Raw genomic sequence first — 17,913 nt, 5'->3', positions numbered from 1 at the left:
CATGTCAAAAGGGCATTCGCTACAAGACCCTTACTTGAACACTTTACGTAAAGAGAAAGTTGGGGTGTCCATCTATCTGGTCAACGGGATCAAACTGCAAGGCACGATCGAGTCGTTCGACCAGTTCGTCATCCTGCTGAAGAACACCGTCAGCCAGATGGTCTACAAACACGCTATCTCGACAGTGGTGCCGGTTCGTCCGATTCGTCTGCCTAGCGCAACCGAATCCGAAGGCGGTGACGCTGAGCCGGGTAACGCTTGATAGGAGCCTCCTTTGTTCTTTGAGCGCCACGGTGGTGGTGAGCGGACCATTCTCGTTCACTTGGAAGGACAGGACCCTGAGGCGCGCGAAGATCCGCAGGAGTTTCAGGAATTGGCAATTTCGGCCGGCGCCGAGACCGTCGCGTTTTTCAACGTGCCGCGTCATCGGCCAACCGCCAAATTCCTGATCGGCAGTGGCAAGGTCGAGGAGTTGCGCGACCTGGTCAAAGCCGAGCACATCGATCTGGTGATTTTCAATCACATCCTCACGCCCAGTCAGGAACGCAACCTCGAACGTGTCTTCGAGTGCCGCGTGATCGACCGCACCGGGCTGATTCTCGATATCTTCGCCCAACGCGCGCGTACCCATGAAGGCAAGCTCCAGGTCGAACTGGCCCAGCTTGAGCACATGAGCACGCGGCTGGTCCGCGGCTGGACTCACCTTGAGCGCCAAAAAGGCGGTATCGGCCTGCGGGGCCCAGGTGAAACCCAGCTCGAAACCGACCGGCGCCTGCTGCGGGTTCGCCTGCGCCAGATCAAAGGGCGGCTGGAGAAAGTCCGCAGCCAGCGCGAGCAATCGCGGCGCGGCCGCAAGCGGGCCGACATCCCGACGGTTTCACTGGTGGGTTATACCAACGCCGGCAAATCGACCCTGTTCAACAACGTCACCCAATCCGATGTCTATGCCGCCGACCAGTTGTTCGCCACGCTCGACCCGACCTTGCGTCGGCTCGACCTGAGCGACCTCGGGCCCATCGTGCTGGCCGATACCGTGGGTTTCATCCGGCATTTGCCGCATAAGCTGGTCGAGGCTTTCCGGGCTACGCTCGAAGAGTCGAGCAACTCCGACCTGCTGCTGCACGTGATCGATGCCGCCGAACCGGACCGGATGCTGCAGATCGAACAGGTCATGGTGGTGCTGGGAGAGATCGGGGCCCAGGACTTGCCGATCCTCGAGGTATACAACAAACTCGATTTGCTCGAAGGCGTGGAGCCGCAGATCCAGCGCGATGCCGACGGAAAGCCGCAGCGGGTCTGGCTTTCGGCCCGTGATGGCAGTGGCCTGGACCTGCTCAAGCAGGCCGTGGCGGAACTGCTGGGCGATGACCTGTTTGTGGGCACCTTGAAGCTGCCGCAGCGTTTTGCCCGGCTGCGTGCGCAGTTTTTCGAGTTGGGGGCGGTGCAGAAAGAAGAACACGACGAAGAAGGCATCTGCCTGCTGGCCGTTCGCCTGCCTCGGTCGGAACTGAACCGGCTGGTCAGTCGCGAAGGGCTCCAGCCGATGGAATTCATCGAGCAACACACTTTGCAATAAAAGCCTGAGAAAGCTGTGTCAGGCATTCTGTAGCATTGGCCGGCGCGCCGTGGGTGCGTCTTTGCTTTATCAGATGGAGAGCGCTATGGCTTGGAATGAGCCGGGTGGCAACTCGAATAACCAGGATCCCTGGGGCGGCAAGCGTCGTAACAACGGCGACCGCAAGGGACCACCGGATCTCGACGAGGCCTTCCGCAAGCTGCAGGACAGCCTGAACGGTTTGTTCGGTGGTGGTAGGAAACGCGGTGACGATGGCGGCAGCCGTCCGGGCAAGGGCGGCGGTTTCGGCCTGCTCGGCATCGGCCTTGTCGTGCTCGCGGCTGTCTGGCTGTACAGCGCGGTGTATGTCGTGGACGAGCAGGAGCAGGCCGTGGTGCTGCGCTTCGGCAAATACTACGAAACCGTCGGCCCGGGCCTGAACATCTATTTCCCGCCGATCGACCAGAAGTACATGGAAAACGTCACGCGCGAGCGTGCCTACTCCAAGCAGGGCCAGATGCTGACCGAAGACGAGAACATCGTCGAAGTGCCGCTGACCGTGCAGTACAAGATCACCAACCTGCAGGACTTCGTGCTCAACGTCGACCAGCCGGAGATCAGCCTGCAACACGCGACTGAAAGCGCCCTGCGCCACGTGGTGGGTTCCACCGCCATGGACCAGGTGCTGACCGAAGGTCGTGAGCTGATGGCCAGCGAAATCAAGGAGCGCCTGCAACGGTTCCTCGATACCTATCGCACCGGTATCACGGTCACCCAGGTCAACGTCCAGAGCGCAGCGGCACCGCGCGAAGTGCAGGAAGCCTTTGACGACGTGATCCGCGCCCGTGAGGACGAGCAACGCTCGCGCAACCAGGCCGAAACCTATGCCAACGGCGTTGTACCGGAAGCCCGTGGTCAGGCCCAGCGCATCATCGAAGATGCCAACGGTTATCGCGACGAAGTGGTTTCCCGCGCCAAGGGTGAGGCTGATCGCTTCACCAAACTGGTAGCCGAGTATCGCAAGGCGCCTGAAGTCACGCGCCAGCGCCTGTACCTGGACACCATGCAGGAAGTCTTCAGCAACACCAGCAAGGTCCTCGTGACCGGCAACAAGGACGGCCAGAGCAATCTGCTGTACCTGCCGCTGGACAAGATGGTCGAGAGTGGTCGCAACACCGGCACACCGCCAACCGGCGCGGCGGCAGCCGCCAGCAATGAAGCCAATGCCCGCGCGGCGGCGGACCTGCAGCAACAGCAAGCACGTACCAGGGAGAGTCGCTGATGAGCAATAAATCGCTGATCGCCCTTATTGTCGGCGTCGTCGTGGCGATCGCTGCCTGGAACTGCTTCTATATCGTGGCTCAGACCGAGCGCGCGGTGTTGCTGCAATTCGGTCGCGTGGTCCAGGCTGATGTCCAGCCAGGGCTGCATGTGAAGGTGCCGTACGTTAACAAGGTGCGCAAGTTCGATGCGCGCTTGATGACGTTGGACGCACCGACGCAGCGCTTCCTGACGCTGGAAAAGAAAGCCGTGATGGTCGATGCCTACGCCAAGTGGCGCGTGAAGGATGCCGAGCGCTTCTACACCGCGACCTCTGGTCTCAAGCAGATCGCCGACGAACGTTTGTCCCGTCGCCTGGAGTCGGGCCTGCGTGACCAGTTCGGTAAACGTACCCTGCACGAAGTGGTGTCCGGTGAGCGCGACGCGCTCATGGCAGACATCACCCGCTCGCTGAACGCGATGGCGGAAAAAGAGCTGGGTATCGAAGTGGTCGACGTGCGTGTCAAGGCCATCGACCTGCCGAAGGAAGTGAACCGCAGCGTGTTCGAGCGCATGAGCACCGAACGTGAGCGTGAAGCCCGCGAGCACCGCGCAAAGGGTAACGAGCTGGCCGAGGGCATCCGTGCCGACGCCGATCGTCAACGCCGCGTGCTGCTGGCCGAAGCCTATCGTGAATCGGAAGAGGTCCGTGGTGATGGTGATGCCCAGGCCGCTGCGATCTACGCCAAGGCCTATGGCCAGGACCAGGAGTTCTACGCGTTCTACCGTAGCCTGCGTGCCTACCGTGAAAGCTTCGCGAACAAATCCGACGTCATGGTCCTGGACCCAAGCAGTGACTTTTTCCATTACCTGGAAAAGGCCAAGCCTTGATGCGACGTTGACCTGAAGCACTCCGCCCGGCGGCTAAAACGTCGGGCGGGGTGATCCTTTGGGAAAACGTGTGTATGATGCGGCAGCCGGGAAATTCCCGGCTTTTTTGCGTCTGCGCGTTCGATTGTGGTTTATACGGTGCAGGCGTCGGGTTGAATGACCCGACAGGTTTTTCGAGGAAAGTGCTTGGCGAGGCCGATCCAGGGCCATTCGTCACGTCGCCCTTGCGCGTTGTTTGCGGTTTTTCGCATGACGCGGGCATTTTCTGCTTCACTCAAGGCCAGCCCGAAAGCTGGCCGCCCGGACCATAGGGGAATGGCGTAATGGCAACGGTAGACCGCTGGCTGCTGCCAGATGGCATCGAAGAAGTACTGCCACCGGAAGCCGCGCGTATCGAAGTAGCGCGTCGGCAGGTGTTGGATCTGTTCCAGAGTTGGGGTTACGAGTTCGTCGTTACCCCGCATATCGAGTACCTGGAATCCCTGCTGACCGGTGCGGGCCAGGACCTGGATTTGCGCACCTTCAAGGTTATCGACCCGCAATCGGGCCGGCAGATGGGCTTTCGGGCCGACATCACGCCACAAGTGGCACGCATCGATGCCCACACCTTGCGCCGCGAAGGCCCGAGCCGTCTGTGCTACGCCGGCAGTGTCCTGCATGCCCAGCCGCGTGCCTTGTCGTCTTCGCGCAGCCCGATCCAGTTGGGCGCCGAACTTTATGGCGACGCCAGCCCAGTCAGTGACGTGGAAGTCATCAGCCTGATGTTGGCCATGCTGCAACTGGCCGACGTGCCGGATGTCCACATGGACCTGGGCCATGTCGGCATCTACCGTGGCCTGGCCCGTGCGGCCGGTTTGTCCGGTGAAGTGGAGCAGCGGTTGTTCGACGCCTTGCAGCGCAAGGCCATCGATGAAGTCATCAGCCTGACCGAAGGGCTGCCGAGCGACCTGTCCGGCATGTTGCGGGCATTGGTGGATCTTTGCGGCGGCCGTGAAGTGCTGGGCGCGGCCCGCGAACGCTTGGCCGGCGCGCCGGCACCGGTGTTGGCGGCGCTGGACGACCTGTTGGCGATTGCCGAGCGTCTGTCGGTGCGTTTCCCTGAGTTGCCGCTGTATTTCGACCTGGGTGAGCTGCGCGGCTATCACTATCACACTGGCGTGGTGTTCGCAGTGTTTGTACCGGGCGTTGGCCAGTCCATCGCCCAGGGCGGTCGCTACGACGACATCGGCGCCGACTTCGGTCGCGCCCGTCCGGCGACCGGCTTCTCTACCGATTTGAAAACCCTGGTGACCCTGGGGCGTGCTGAAATCGAGTTACCGTCCGGCGGTATCTGGATGCCTGACAGTACGGATGCGGCACTCTGGCAGATGGTCTGCCAGTTGCGCAGTGAGGGTCAGCGTGTCGTCCAGGCCTTGCCTGGGCAACCTTTGGCCGCCGCCCGTGAAGCGGACTGCGACCGGCAATTGATTCAGCAGAACGGGCTTTGGCAAGTATTGCCGCTGGCTTCTTGAGTTTTCCTGCCGGCCTGGAGCCGGCACCAAGTTTGCGCGAATGAGGACAAGTGTTATGGGTAAGAATGTCGTAGTCCTGGGCACCCAGTGGGGTGATGAGGGCAAAGGCAAGATCGTTGATCTGCTGACCGAACATGCTGCCGCCGTAGTGCGCTACCAAGGTGGCCACAACGCCGGTCACACCCTGGTGATCGACGGTGAAAAAACCGTTCTGCACCTGATTCCATCGGGCGTGCTGCGCGAAGGCGTGCAGTGCTTGATCGGCAACGGTGTGGTGGTGGCGCCCGACGCCCTGCTGCGGGAAATCATCAAGCTGGAAGAGAAAGGCGTACCGGTGCGCGAGCGCCTGCGCATCAGCCCGTCCTGCCCGCTGATCCTGTCCTATCACGTTGCGCTGGACCAGGCCCGTGAAAAGGCCCGTGGCGAGCTGAAAATCGGCACCACCGGCCGCGGCATCGGCCCGGCCTATGAAGACAAGGTGGCCCGTCGTGGCCTGCGTATCGGTGACCTCTTCCACCGTGAGCGTTTCGCCGCCAAGCTGGGCGAGTTGCTGGATTACCACAACTTCGTGCTGGTCAATTACTACAAAGAGCCGGCCATCGACTTCCAGAAGACCCTGGACGAGTGCATGGAATACGCCGAGTTGCTCAAGCCGATGATGCTCGACGTCACCGCCGAGCTGCACGAGCTGCGCCGCGCCGATAAGGACATCATGTTCGAAGGTGCCCAGGGCTCGCTGCTGGACATCGACCACGGCACCTATCCGTACGTTACCAGCTCCAACACCACCGCTGGCGGCATCGCCACCGGTTCGGGTTTTGGCCCGATGTACCTGGACTACATCCTGGGCATCACCAAGGCCTACACCACCCGCGTCGGTTCGGGGCCGTTCCCGACTGAGCTGTTCGACGACGTCGGTGCGTTCCTGGCCAAGCGTGGCCACGAGTTCGGTGCAACCACCGGTCGTGCCCGTCGTTGCGGCTGGTTCGACGCCGTCATCCTGCGTCGCGCCATCGACGTCAACAGCATCTCGGGCCTTTGCCTGACCAAGCTGGACGTGTTGGACGGCCTGGAAACCATCAACATCTGCGTGGGTTACAAGAACCAGGACGGCGCTGTCATCGACGCACCGACCGACGCCGACAGCTACATCGGCCTGGAGCCGGTTTACGAGCAGATGCCAGGCTGGACCGAGTCCACCGTGGGTGCCAAGACCCTGGAAGAGCTGCCAGTGGCCGCGCGCAACTACATCAAGCGCGTCGAAGAGTTGGTCGGCGCGCCGATCGACATTATTTCGACGGGGCCGGACCGCAACGAAACCATCGTTCTGCGTCATCCATTTGCCTGATAAGTCGTTGATGTAACAAGCAAAGGGCTCCGTATGGAGCCCTTTGTCGTTTCTGCCTGTCGGGCGGCATGACACTTGCTACGCATCTCCATTAAGGCACCGCTTCCAGGCGTGCCATCAAATTAATGGCGTTTGGTAGAGGGATTTCACGTGTCGGCCGTTCTCTCACTGTTACAAAGCCGTTTGCTGCGGCCTGTTTTCGTTACCCTCGGTATCGCCCTTTTGGTGCAGGTGCTGGTGGCCGTTGCGCTGACCCGAAGCACGGTCACCGCGCTTGAGTCCGACCTGGGCGTGCGCCTGGGCGTTGACAGCCAGAAACTGGCGGGTGAGTTGGAGCAGGCTGGGCGAGAAGTCACCTCCAGCCTGGACAGCTTGTCCACCAGTACCCGCCAGCGATTGACCGCGGGGTTGTCTTCCCGTCTGAAGGAAGAGCAGGCTCAACTGCGTGCGACCCTGGAAAAAGACCTGAGGGATTCCGCCAATGATATGGCGCAGCTTCTGGCCTCGGTCGCGCCCCGGGCAATGTGGGACAGCGACGTGCCCACCCTGTCCGAATTCGCCCGTCGGGCCCAGCGCAATCCCAATGTACTGTTCGTCATCTATGACGACGCCGCAGGGGAACACCTGACTCGCTACCTGAACCGGGAAAATCCGATCAACAAGGCCCTGCTGGAAAAGGGCAAGGGCGATCGGGCGTTGGATAAAGTATTGGATGCGGCGAAGAACGATCCATCGGTTTATTACCTCGAAGCGTCGATCAACCCCAATGGCGTCGAGATCGGCAAGGTGCTGATGGGCGTTTCCACCGCCTCGGTGGAAACCGACCTCAAGGCGCTCGACCAGCGCTTCTCCGCGCTGATTGCCAGCAGCGATCAATTGGTGGGCGACAGCCTCAAGGGCGCGGCTGCCGACAGTGCCGCAGCCATGCGTGGCCGCCTGGGCTCGGCGCAGGCCACCGCCACCGATATGCAGACCAATACCGCCGTCACGGTTCAAGAAGCCGCAGAGACCTTGCGTTGGCGCATCGGCCTGGGCCTGGCGTTGGTAGGGTTGGGCGTGTTGGTGTTGTTGGCCGTGGTGCTGGGGCGTCGGGTGGTCAATCGCTTGAAGTTGTTGATCGCCGCGATGAACGATCTGGCGGCGGGCGAGGGTGACCTGACCAAGCGCGTGCAAATCAACAGCAAAGACGAAATCGGCGACATGGCTTCGGCGGTCAACCGCTTTGTGGATAAATTGCAACCCATCGTGCGCGAGGCGGGCGATGTGGCCCAGCGTACCGGTCAGGAGATCGGCGCGATGACCCTGCGCAACTCGGGCGCCGACGCGGCGGCCGGCATGCAGCGCGATGAAGTGGCCGAGAGCCTGCGTGCGCTGTCGCAGATGGCCGATGAGGCTCAATCGGAAAGCCAGGCGATGCAGGCGGCCTTGCAACAGGTAGCGGAGATCCGTCAGGCCACCGATGAAACCACCCGCACGTCAGCCAAGGTCGGCGGCTTGATCGAAGCGTTGGCCGGGCAGGTCGACACGGGGGCGAAAGTCATCGAACGGCTGGCCCAGCAGAGCGAGCAGATCGAAGTCGTGTTGACGGTGATCCATGGTATTGCCGAGCAAACCAACCTGTTGGCCCTGAACGCGGCCATCGAGGCGGCGCGCGCCGGGGAGACCGGACGCGGCTTCGCGGTGGTTGCGGATGAAGTGCGGGCGCTGGCAAGCAAGACCCAGAGCTCGACGGGCGATATCCAGGCGCACATCGTGGCCTTGCAACAAGGCGCGCGCGAAGCCGTGGCGGCCATCGGCCAAGCGGGACGGCAGGCCAATGAAGGTCTGTCAGTGTTGCGTGACAGCGCGCGGCTGCAGCAGTCGGTGCAGGCGTCGGTCGAGCAGGTTCACGCGGCCATCGGCTTGGCGACTCAAGCAGCCGCGCATCAAGCCCAGGGCGCGCAAGCGGTACGCGGCCGGGTTGAGACCATCCACGCCCAGGCCGAGAAGGCTGCCCAGGCGGTGGTCGAGACCACGGCCAGCGGCAAGGTGCTGGATAAACTAGCGGCGCAGTTGAAGGCCAGCCTGGGTCAGTTCAGGGCTTGATTCGAGGTTGTGGCGGGCCCTCCGCGAGCGGGCTCGCTCCCACAGGTTTCTTGCCGTTTACAAAACGGGTGTCCACACCAACTTTGTGGGAGCGAGCCTGCTTGCGAAAGCGGACTCAGCGACTCAGATACATCCGCGTCGTCAGCAAATAGACTGGCAACCCCGACACCAGAATCAACAGCGCCGCATAGGGCGCCGCCGCTGCGAATTCCACATTCGACGTATGTGCCCAGACCGCCGTCGCCAACGTATTGAGTCCGGTCGGGCTCAGCAACAGCGTCGCGGTCAATTCCTTCATCGCATCCAGGAACACCAGGGCGAACGCCGCGCCCAGGGCCGGGAAGATGATCGGCAGGGTCACCCGACAAAACGCACCGAGCGACGAAGCCCCCAACGTCCGCGCCGCTTCTTCCAGTTGTGGGGCGGCCTTGTTCAGCGCCGTACGCACCGGTGCTTGGGCCAGCGGCAGGAACAGCAGCGCATAGGCAATCAGCAGCAGGCCGGAAGTCTGGTACAGCGCGGGCACGTAGTGCAGCGCGAAATACACCAGGCTCAGGGCGATGACCAGGCCCGGCAGCGCGTGCAGCAAGTAGGGCAGGCGCTCGGCCCAAATCGCCAGCCGCCCCTTGTGGCGCACCACCAGCAGGCCCACCGGTACCGCCAATACGAGGCAGAGGGCGGCGCCGCCCAGCGAAAGCGCCAGGGACGACAGCAGCGCTTCGCCGATCTCGCCCGCCGGGAACGCCGCGGAAGTGCCCACGGCCAGCCAATACGCCAGCATTCCCAGCGGGATACCGCTGCCGATGATCGCCAACGCCAGGCAATACAGTTGACCGCTAAGCATCCACCGGCCCAGGCGTACTTGTTCGGCCTGGCGTGCCGCGCCTTGCCCGGTGCGCACATGGCGCCCCTTGCCGCGCACCCGCAGTTCCAGCCACAACAGGACCAGGCACAGCGTCAGCAATACCGCCGACAACATGGCGGCATTGGCGTTACTGAATTCCAGCTCGAATTGTTGATAGATGGCTGTGGTGAAGGTCTGCAGCCCGATGATTGACAGTGCGCCGAACTCCACCAGCATGTGCAGGGCAATCAGCAACGAACCGGCCAGCAGCGAAGGCCAGAGCAGCGGGAGCGTGACGCGAAAGAACACGCCCCAGCGATTTTGCCCCAGGGTGCGGGCAGACTCTTCGAGGGACGGGTCGAGGTTGCGCAGCGTTGCGGCCACGGGGAGGAAAATCAGTGGGTATTTGGACAGGGTCATCACCAGGATCGCCCCGCCCAATCCCTCGAATTGCGCACTGAGGGATACCCAGGTGAAGCTGCTGACAAACGCCGGCACGGCGAACGGCAGGCACAAGACAACGCCCCAGATACGACGCCCCGGCAGGTTGCTGCGTTCCAGCAGCCAGGCCAGGGACAGGCCGACGATGCCGCAGGCCAGCGTGACGCCGGCCATCAACGCCAAGGTGTTGCGCAGCAAGCCGAATACATAGGGCCGCCACAACAGATGCAGTGCCTCGGTCCAGCCGGCCTGCCAGGTCTTGGTGACGACGTAGAGCAGTGGCAGCAGGCTCAGCAAAACGAGCAGCAGCACGGGCAGCAGCAACCCGATCGAGGGGCGCTTGCGCCGGGGCACGTAGACCCCGGCTGGAGGAGAGGCGCTCAGCGACGACGTCATCAGTTCAAGCCGACTTCACGTTCCAGCTCCAATGCTTCTTCGGCGTTACCCAGGTCGGCGGGCGTCACTTTTGGCGGCTCCAGTTCATTGAACGGCTTGAGGCCGCGATCCGACGTCATGCCCTTGTGCAGAGGATATTCGGCGGACGTCTGGGTAATCACCCGCTGCCCCTCCTCGCTGGCCATATAGGCAAGCAACTGTTGGGCCTCCTTGGGGTGTTTGCTGGATTTCAGTGCCGCGGCGCTGGAGACGGTGACCAGGCCACCGGCATCGCCGCCAGTGAAGTAATGCAGCTTGGAATCCAGCTGTCCCTTCTCCCGCTGCAGGGCGAACCAGTAGTAATTGTTCACCAGGACCGTCGCCACTTCACCGTTCTCCACGGCTTTGAGGGCGACCATGTTGTTGCTGTAGACCTTGCCGAACGCACGTAGCCCGGTGAGCCATTCTTCGGCGGCTTCCTTGCCGTGCAATTTGATGATCGCAACGGCTTGTTCCTGGAATGCGCCGCTGGTCGGTACGAAGCCGACCTTGCCTTGCCATTGTGGCTGGGCGAAATCGAGGACGGTTTTCGGGAGGTCCTTTTCATCGATCAGTTTGGGGTTATAGGCAACCACGCGAACGCGAGCGGTCACGCCCATCCAGGAGCCGTTGCTGGCGACATAATCCTTGGGAAGCACGTTGAGGGTCGCATCGTCGATCTTCGCCAGCAGACCTTGTTCACCAAGTTTGTTCAGCGGCGGCGATTCCTCGGTATAGATCACATCGGCCGGGGAGCGGTCGCCTTCCTCGACGACTTGGCTGGCGAGCTGGTTGCTGCTGCCCTTGCGAACGTTGACGTGGATACCAGTCTTGGCTTCGAAGGCCTTGGCCAGTTCATCGCCGACTTCTTTGTGTTGGCCGTTATAGAGTGTCAGTTCAATTTTGTCGGCGGCTTGGGTGAGGGGTGTTGCGAGGGTCAGGCCGAGCAGGGTGCAGGTCAGGGCGCGGCGCAGGGTGGTTCGAAACATCATTCGCGGGGTTCCTCACTGTCGTGTAGCAAAAACTTGTAACAATGATAAACGATATTGTTTCTCATGTGCGTTGTGGCGAGGGAGTTTTCGGGTGCCGGAAACGCAAAAACCCGCTTTCGCGGGTTTCTGTGAGGTTCAAGGCGTATAACCTTGAAGCTTGAATTTGGTGCCCAGAAGAAGACTCGAACTTCCACGACCTTGCGGTCACCAGCACCTGAAGCTGGCGTGTCTACCAATTTCACCATCTGGGCAGCATCTGCAGCGTTGCCGCTGTTGATGTGGCGCACTATACGGAGCGCGTTTTGATCTGTAAACCCCTGTTTTTATTTTGATAATTGCCAAACACATTCCAGGGGCCTGAAACGCAAAAACCCGCTTTCGCGGGTTTTTGTGAGGCTGGCAGGCCGTTGACCTGCTGCTCGAAATTGGTGCCCAGAAGAAGACTCGAACTTCCACGACCTTGCGGTCACCAGCACCTGAAGCTGGCGTGTCTACCAATTTCACCATCTGGGCAATATCGGCAACGTGAGTGCGTCGTCGATGGCGCGCACTATACGGAGCGTGTTTTTAACTGTAAACCCCCAGGAACAAAAAAAACGCTAAATTTCACGAGCGGTGCAATCAGGGGCTTCAAAGGCCTGTCGAAAGACTTTAGAAAAGGCATCTGCTGCTTGAAATTTCCCGTTTCATTACGCCTATGCCAAACTAACCCGCATATAGACAAGGTGAAAACTCTCTAATGGCCGATTGGCAGTCCCTCGATCCCGAGGCCGCTCGTGAAGCGGAAAAATATGAAAACCCTATTCCTAGCCGCGAACTGATCCTGGCGCATCTCGCCGATCGGGGTTCGCCTGCTAGCCGTGAGCAGCTGGTCGAAGAGTTCGGCCTGACCACCGAGGACCAGCTCGAAGCCCTGCGCCGCCGTCTGCGTGCCATGGAGCGCGATGCTCAACTGATCTACACCCGGCGTGGCACTTATGCTCCGGTCGACAAGCTCGACCTGATCCTGGGCCGTATCGCCGGTCACCGCGACGGTTTCGGTTTCCTGATCCCCGACGATGGCAGCGACGATCTGTTCATGAGCCCGGCGCAGATGCGCCTGGTGTTCGATGGCGACCGTGCGCTGGCCCGGGTGTCCGGCCTGGACCGGCGCGGGCGCCGTGAAGGCGTGATCGTCGAAGTGGTGTCCCGTGCGCACGAAACCATCGTGGGGCGTTATTTCGAGGAAGGTGGCATCGGCTTCGTCGTCGCCGACAACCCGAAGATCCAGCAGGAAGTGCTGGTCACCCCAGGTCGCAACGCCAACGCGCAGATCGGGCAGTTCGTCGAGGTGAAGATCACTCACTGGCCTACCCCGCGCTTTCAGCCTCAGGGCGATGTGGTGGAAGTGGTCGGCAACTACATGGCGCCGGGCATGGAAATCGACGTTGCCCTGCGCACCTACGACATTCCTCACGTCTGGCCTGAAGCGGTCCTGAAAGAGGCCGCCAAGCTCAAGCCGGAAGTCGAAGAGAAGGACAAGGAAAAGCGCATCGACCTGCGTCACCTGCCGTTCGTCACCATCGACGGTGAAGACGCCCGGGACTTCGACGATGCGGTCTACTGCGAAGCCCGGCCCGGCAAGTTGCGCCTGTTCTCCGGCGGCTGGAAGTTGTACGTGGCCATTGCCGACGTTTCCAGCTACGTGAAGCTCGGCTCGGCGCTGGACGCTGAAGCCCAGGTGCGCGGCAACTCGGTGTATTTCCCCGAGCGCGTCGTGCCGATGTTGCCAGAGCAACTGTCCAACGGCTTGTGCTCGCTCAACCCCCATGTCGATCGCCTGGCCATGGTTTGCGAGATGACCATCTCCAAAGCCGGCGAGATGACTGACTACTGCTTTTATGAAGCCGTGATCCATTCCCACGCGCGCCTGACCTACAACAAGGTTAGCGCGATGCTGGAAACGCCGAAGCTGGCCGAGTCGCGCAAGCTTCGTGGTGAATACACGGATGTGCTGCCGCACCTCAAGCAGCTCTATTCGCTGTACAAGGTATTGCTGGCGGCGCGTCACGTACGGGGCGCGATCGATTTCGAAACCCAGGAAACCCGGATTATCTTCGGTACCGAGCGCAAGATCGCCGAAATCCGGCCGACCGTGCGCAACGATGCCCACAAGCTGATCGAGGAATGCATGCTGGCGGCCAACGTCGCTACCGCCGAGTTCCTGAAGAAGCATGAAATCCCTGCCTTGTACCGGGTCCACGACGGCCCGCCGCCGGAGCGCCTGGAAAAATTGCGGGCCTTCCTCGGTGAGCTTGGCTTGTCCCTGCACAAAGGCAAGGAAGGTCCGACGCCGAAGGATTACCAAGCCCTGCTGGCGAGTATCAAGGATCGTCCGGACTTCCACCTGATCCAGACTGTGATGCTGCGTTCTTTGAGCCAAGCGGTGTACAGCGCCGATAACCAGGGCCACTTCGGCCTCAACTACGAGGCGTACACCCACTTCACGTCGCCGATCCGTCGCTATCCCGATCTGCTCACGCACCGGGCCATCCGCAGCGTGATCCATTCGAAGATGAACACCCCGCACGTCAAGCGTGCCGGTGCGATGACCATTCCGAAGGCGCGTATCTACCCGTACGACGAAGCGGCTCTGGAGCAACTCGGCGAGCAGTGCTCGATGAGTGAGCGGCGCGCCGACGAAGCGACTCGCGACGTGGTGAACTGGCTCAAGTGCGAGTACATGAAGGATCGCGTTGGCGAGTCGTTCCCGGGCGTGATCACCGCCGTGACCGGGTTTGGCCTGTTCGTCGAGTTGACCGATATCTACGTCGAAGGCCTGGTGCATGTCACCGCGCTGCCGGGTGACTACTACCACTTCGACCCTGTGCATCACCGCCTGGCCGGCGAACGCACCGGCCGCAGCTTCCGTCTTGGCGATACCGTCGAAGTACGGGTGATGCGCGTCGACCTGGATGAACGCAAGATCGACTTCGAGATGGCGGAAAAAACCATCAGCGCACCGATCGGCCGCAAGAAGCGTGGCGCCGAAACCACAGCGCCTGCCGCCAAGACCGCCGCCGAGCCCGCACCGTCCAAATCCGGACGTCGCGGTCCGGCCAAGGAAAAGGCCGGCGAAGCCTATCGTCCGAGCGATGCGGCGGCGAAAAACGCCGAATTGCGTAAGAGTCGCGAAATGAAACAGGCCTTGCTGGCCGAAGCCAAGAGCGGCGGTAAAGCGGCGTCCGGGGGCAAGGCCGGCCGGTCGGCTCCGGAGAAGGCGAGCAGCAAGCCGAGCAAACACCGTAAAGGCCCGCCGAAAGCAGGCTCGGCCCCTGCCAAGAGTGGCGGGGCGCGTAAACCCAAGGCCAAATCATGAGTCAGTTGGAAAAAATCTACGGCGTGCATGCCGTGGAGGCGTTGTTGCGTCACCACCCCAAGCGGGTCAAGCAGATCTGGTTGGCGGAAGGTCGTAGCGACCCGCGGGTCCAGACCTTGGTCGAGCTGGCCGGCGAAAACCGCGTTGCGGTCGGTCAGGCCGAGCGGCGCGAGATGGACGCCTGGGTCGAAGGGGTGCATCAAGGCGTCGTGGCCGAGGTCAGCCCGAGTCAGGTATGGGGCGAGGCGATGCTCGACGAGCTGCTCGATCGCACCGAAGGCGCGCCGTTGTTGCTGGTACTGGATGGCGTGACCGACCCGCACAACCTCGGCGCCTGCCTGCGTTCGGCGGACGCCGCCGGTGCGTTGGCGGTGATCGTGCCCAAGGACAAGTCCGCGACATTGACGCCGGTCGTGCGCAAGGTCGCTTGTGGCGCTGCGGAAGTTATCCCGTTGGTGGCAGTGACCAACCTGGCGCGCACCCTGGAAAAGCTCCAGCAGCGCGGCTTGTGGGTTGTCGGCACGGCGGGCGAGGCCGAGGTCAGTATTTATGACCAGGACTTGACCGGCCCTACCATCCTGATCATGGGCGCCGAAGGAAAGGGCATGCGCCGTCTGACCCGCGAGCATTGCGATTACCTGGTCAAGCTGCCGATGGCCGGCAGCGTCAGCAGCCTCAATGTCTCGGTCGCCACCGGTGTGTGCCTGTTCGAGGCCCAGCGCCAGCGTGGAGCCAAGTCGGCCGCCAAAAAGCCCTGATCCAGACGCGGTCAAAATGTGGGAGCGAGCTTGCTCGCGATGACGGTGTATCAGTGACGGAAATGTCGACTGACACGGCGCTATCGCGAGCAAGCTCGCTCCCACAGTGTTTTGTGTAGGGCCAGGAACGGCGCTGTTCAAATAATCACCAATTGCCTTGCGCCGCCCTCGGCCCTTCTCTACAATTGCGCCCCTTGCTGTGATGGCAGGCACTTATGTGTCTAGCGTCCTCAAGTCCATAAGTGTCATTCACTCCTTGTCTGACCGTTTTTGAGCGGCAGGCTACAACCCGTAAGGAGCATTCATGCGTCATTACGAAATCATCTTTTTGGTCCACCCGGATCAAAGCGAGCAAGTCGGCGGCATGGTTGAGCGTTACACCAAGCTGATCGAAGAAGACGGCGGCAAAATCCACCGTCTGGAAGATTGGGGCCGTCGTCAACTGGCCTACGCAATCAACAATGTTCACAAGGCTCACTACGTGATGCTGAACGTTGAGTGCACCGGCAAGGCCCTGGCCGAGCTGGAAGACAACTTCCGCTACAACGATGCAGTGATCCGTAACCTGGTCATCCGTCGCGAAGAAGCCATCACTGGCCAATCCGAGATGCTCAAGGCTGAAGAAAACCGCAGTGAGCGCCGTGAGCGTCGCGACCGTCCTGAGCATTCTGACAGCGCCGAAGGCGATGACAGCGATAGCGACAGCGACAACAGCGATAACGCTGACGAGTAATCCACGGACCTTTTAAGGAGCCAATCACATGGCACGTTTCTTCCGTCGTCGTAAATTCTGCCGCTTCACCGCTGAAGACGTGAAAGAGATCGATTACAAAGATCTCAACACTCTGAAAGCCTACGTATCCGAGACCGGCAAAATCGTTCCAAGCCGTATCACCGGTACCAAAGCTCGTTATCAGCGTCAGCTGGCCACCGCTATCAAGCGCGCCCGCTTCCTGGCCCTGCTGGCCTACACCGACAGCCACGGCCGCTGAGACCGGGCAGTCGACAAGTAGTAAGGGATTGAATGCATGCGCGCCTTAGCTGACTTCATCATGCGGGGACGTATGCAGGCCACTCTGGTAGTGGCTGGATGTGCGGCATTGCCGTTGTTGTACTGGTTGGGTGCTGCCGCCGGGAGTCTTGTACTCCTGCGGCGCGGATTGAGGGACGCCTTGGGCGTTCTTGCTCTGGGACTTCTGCCAGCCTTGCTCTGGTGGATGTATTCCGCGGACCCGCGTGCAGTCATGGTGCTGCTGGGGTCTTCGGCGCTGGCGTTGGTGTTGCGCGCCAGCGAATCCTGGAACCGCGTGCTGCTGGTCAGCATAGCGATAGGTGTGGTGTTTTCAGTGGTGCTCGGGGTGGCTTTTGCGCCCCAGATCGAGATGCTGTCGCAGGCTTTGATAAAAATCCTGCCCGAGGCACTCGGTGATCTCTACCAACGGATGTCGGTAGAAGAGCAGGCGCGTTTCGCGTCCCTGATCGCCCCCGTCCTGACCGGACTGATTGCGGCCTTGTTGCAGATCGTCAGTGTGCTGAGCCTGGTTATCGGGCGCTACTGGCAGGCGTTGTTGTACAACCCGGGTGGTTTTGGTCGCGAGTTTCGCGCCATCCGTTTCCCGCTTGGGCTGGCGATGTTGCTGTTGGCGGGCATGCTTCTGGGGCCGAACTTCGGTCCGCAGATGGCAATGCTCACGCCGTTGTGCAGTGTACCGCTGGTCTTTGCCGCCCTGTCCCTGATTCACGGGCTGGTGGCGCAAAAGCGACTGGCCAGATTCTGGCTGGTGGGGTTGTACGTCACGTTGCTGCTGTTCATGCAGCTGATCTATCCGTTGCTGGTGGTCCTGGCCATCGTCGACAGCCTGATTGATTTTCGCGGTCGTATGGCGCCGAAAGACGCCGACAACGCGAACGGTGAAGGTTAAAAGTTAGAGGATTTTCACATGCAACTGATCCTTCTGGAAAAAATCGCCAACCTGGGCAACCTGGGCGACAAAGTAAACGTTAAGGCCGGCTACGGTCGTAACTACCTGCTGCCTTTCGGCAAGGCCACCGCTGCGACCGCTGCCAACCTGGCTGCGTTCGAAGAGCGTCGCGCCGAGCTGGAAAAAGCCGCCGCAGACCGTAAGGCATCGGCTGAAAGCCGTGCTGCCCAACTGGCCGAGCTGGAAGTGACCATCACTGCCACCGCTGGCGACGAAGGCAAGCTGTTCGGTTCGATCGGTACTCACGACATCGCTGACGCACTGACCGCCTCCGGCGTTGAAGTTGCGAAAAGCGAAGTTCGTCTGCCGAACGGCACCATCCGCAACGTAGGCGAATTCGACGTAGCCGTGCACCTGCACGCCGAAGTTGAAGCCACCGTACGCGTTGTCGTGGTAGCAGCCTAAGCAACACCTGTCGGCTGGCACCCTCGGGTGCTTGCCGGTAACATCGGGCACGATCCTGTCTACAGGTCG

Annotated in this window: 15 protein-coding genes, 2 tRNA genes and 1 pseudogene; 14 read left to right on the top strand and 4 right to left on the bottom strand. The window is 61.2% G+C overall.

Features of this window, described 5'->3' with window-relative positions; genetic code table 11:
* Position 1: 1 nt before the first annotated feature.
* From hfq to J3P81_RS22270, 8 genes and pseudogenes are all read left to right on the top strand, one after another.
* On the top strand, positions 2-262 hold the full coding sequence (gene hfq, locus J3P81_RS22305) for an RNA chaperone Hfq (RefSeq protein WP_003186419.1): 261 nt from the start codon (positions 2-4) through the stop codon (positions 260-262).
* A 12-nt stretch (positions 263-274) separates the two neighbouring features.
* Positions 275-1,576 (top strand): ribosome rescue GTPase HflX, encoded by a 1,302-nt coding sequence (hflX, locus tag J3P81_RS22300; RefSeq protein WP_420766189.1) that lies wholly within the window; start codon positions 275-277, stop codon positions 1,574-1,576.
* Positions 1,577-1,661: 85 nt separating this feature from the next.
* Positions 1,662-2,837 carry an FtsH protease activity modulator HflK gene (hflK, locus tag J3P81_RS22295; RefSeq protein WP_420766190.1) on the top strand — a complete coding sequence of 392 codons (1,176 nt, stop codon included), beginning with the start codon at positions 1,662-1,664 and terminating at the stop codon, positions 2,835-2,837.
* Positions 2,837-3,706, top strand: coding sequence for a protease modulator HflC (gene hflC, locus J3P81_RS22290; protein WP_420766191.1), 870 nt, complete (start codon positions 2,837-2,839; stop codon positions 3,704-3,706). Before hflK ends, hflC begins: the two co-directional genes overlap by 1 nt.
* A 323-nt stretch (positions 3,707-4,029) precedes the next feature.
* Positions 4,030-5,217, top strand: a complete 1,188-nt coding sequence (locus tag J3P81_RS22285) for an ATP phosphoribosyltransferase regulatory subunit (RefSeq protein ID WP_420766192.1) — start codon at positions 4,030-4,032, stop codon at positions 5,215-5,217.
* Between the two features lie 55 nt (positions 5,218-5,272).
* Complete coding sequence (locus J3P81_RS22280; protein WP_434560968.1) at positions 5,273-6,565, top strand: adenylosuccinate synthase; 1,293 nt, start codon at positions 5,273-5,275, stop codon at positions 6,563-6,565.
* Between the two features lie 486 nt (positions 6,566-7,051).
* Positions 7,052-7,744, top strand: a pseudogene (locus tag J3P81_RS22275) (methyl-accepting chemotaxis protein); the annotation flags it as partial.
* Between the two features lie 21 nt (positions 7,745-7,765).
* Positions 7,766-8,650: a methyl-accepting chemotaxis protein gene (locus tag J3P81_RS22270; RefSeq protein ID WP_434564156.1), complete on the top strand. Its 885-nt coding sequence runs from the start codon at positions 7,766-7,768 to the stop codon at positions 8,648-8,650.
* 115 nt (positions 8,651-8,765) lie between these two features.
* Here J3P81_RS22270 and J3P81_RS22265 read toward each other — a convergent pair whose 3' ends face one another.
* From J3P81_RS22265 to J3P81_RS22250, 4 genes are all read right to left on the bottom strand, one after another.
* Positions 8,766-10,331, bottom strand: coding sequence for an ABC transporter permease (locus J3P81_RS22265; RefSeq protein ID WP_434560966.1), 1,566 nt, complete (start codon positions 10,329-10,331; stop codon positions 8,766-8,768).
* Positions 10,331-11,341: an extracellular solute-binding protein gene (locus tag J3P81_RS22260; protein WP_420766194.1), complete on the bottom strand. Its 1,011-nt coding sequence runs from the start codon at positions 11,339-11,341 to the stop codon at positions 10,331-10,333. Before J3P81_RS22260 ends, J3P81_RS22265 begins: the two co-directional genes overlap by 1 nt.
* A 164-nt stretch (positions 11,342-11,505) precedes the next feature.
* Positions 11,506-11,592 (bottom strand) — tRNA-Leu (locus J3P81_RS22255).
* A gap of 175 nt (positions 11,593-11,767) precedes the next feature.
* Positions 11,768-11,854, bottom strand: a tRNA-Leu gene (locus J3P81_RS22250).
* Positions 11,855-12,080: 226 nt separating this feature from the next.
* On the opposite strand from J3P81_RS22250, the gene rnr reads away from it, so the two are divergent.
* The 6 genes from rnr to rplI all read left to right on the top strand — a co-directional run bounded on the left by rnr (position 12,081) and on the right by rplI (position 17,844).
* The gene (rnr, locus tag J3P81_RS22245) at positions 12,081-14,699 is read left to right on the top strand and encodes a ribonuclease R (protein WP_434560964.1); all 2,619 of its coding nucleotides are present in this window, start codon (positions 12,081-12,083) and stop codon (positions 14,697-14,699) included.
* Entirely contained in the window at positions 14,696-15,457 is a 762-nt protein-coding gene (gene rlmB / locus J3P81_RS22240; RefSeq protein WP_434560962.1) for a 23S rRNA (guanosine(2251)-2'-O)-methyltransferase RlmB, read from the top strand. The genes rnr and rlmB overlap by 4 nt, the downstream gene beginning before the upstream one ends.
* Positions 15,458-15,761: 304 nt before the next feature.
* A complete protein-coding gene (rpsF, locus tag J3P81_RS22235) occupies positions 15,762-16,190 on the top strand; it encodes a 30S ribosomal protein S6 (protein ID WP_420766197.1) in 429 nt (142 codons plus the stop codon).
* 28 nt (positions 16,191-16,218) lie between these two features.
* Complete coding sequence (rpsR, locus tag J3P81_RS22230; RefSeq protein WP_002551829.1) at positions 16,219-16,449, top strand: 30S ribosomal protein S18; 231 nt, start codon at positions 16,219-16,221, stop codon at positions 16,447-16,449.
* Positions 16,450-16,485: 36 nt separating this feature from the next.
* Positions 16,486-17,379, top strand: coding sequence for a hypothetical protein (locus tag J3P81_RS22225; RefSeq protein WP_420766198.1), 894 nt, complete (start codon positions 16,486-16,488; stop codon positions 17,377-17,379).
* An 18-nt stretch (positions 17,380-17,397) separates the two neighbouring features.
* Positions 17,398-17,844: a 50S ribosomal protein L9 gene (rplI, locus tag J3P81_RS22220; RefSeq protein WP_003186385.1), complete on the top strand. Its 447-nt coding sequence runs from the start codon at positions 17,398-17,400 to the stop codon at positions 17,842-17,844.
* Positions 17,845-17,913 lie beyond the last annotated feature (69 nt).

The sequence above is a fragment of the Pseudomonas sp. R1-6 genome (genome assembly GCF_051132115.1).
Classification (GTDB): domain Bacteria; phylum Pseudomonadota; class Gammaproteobacteria; order Pseudomonadales; family Pseudomonadaceae; genus Aquipseudomonas.
This window is presented reverse-complemented; position numbering and strand designations above follow the sequence as displayed.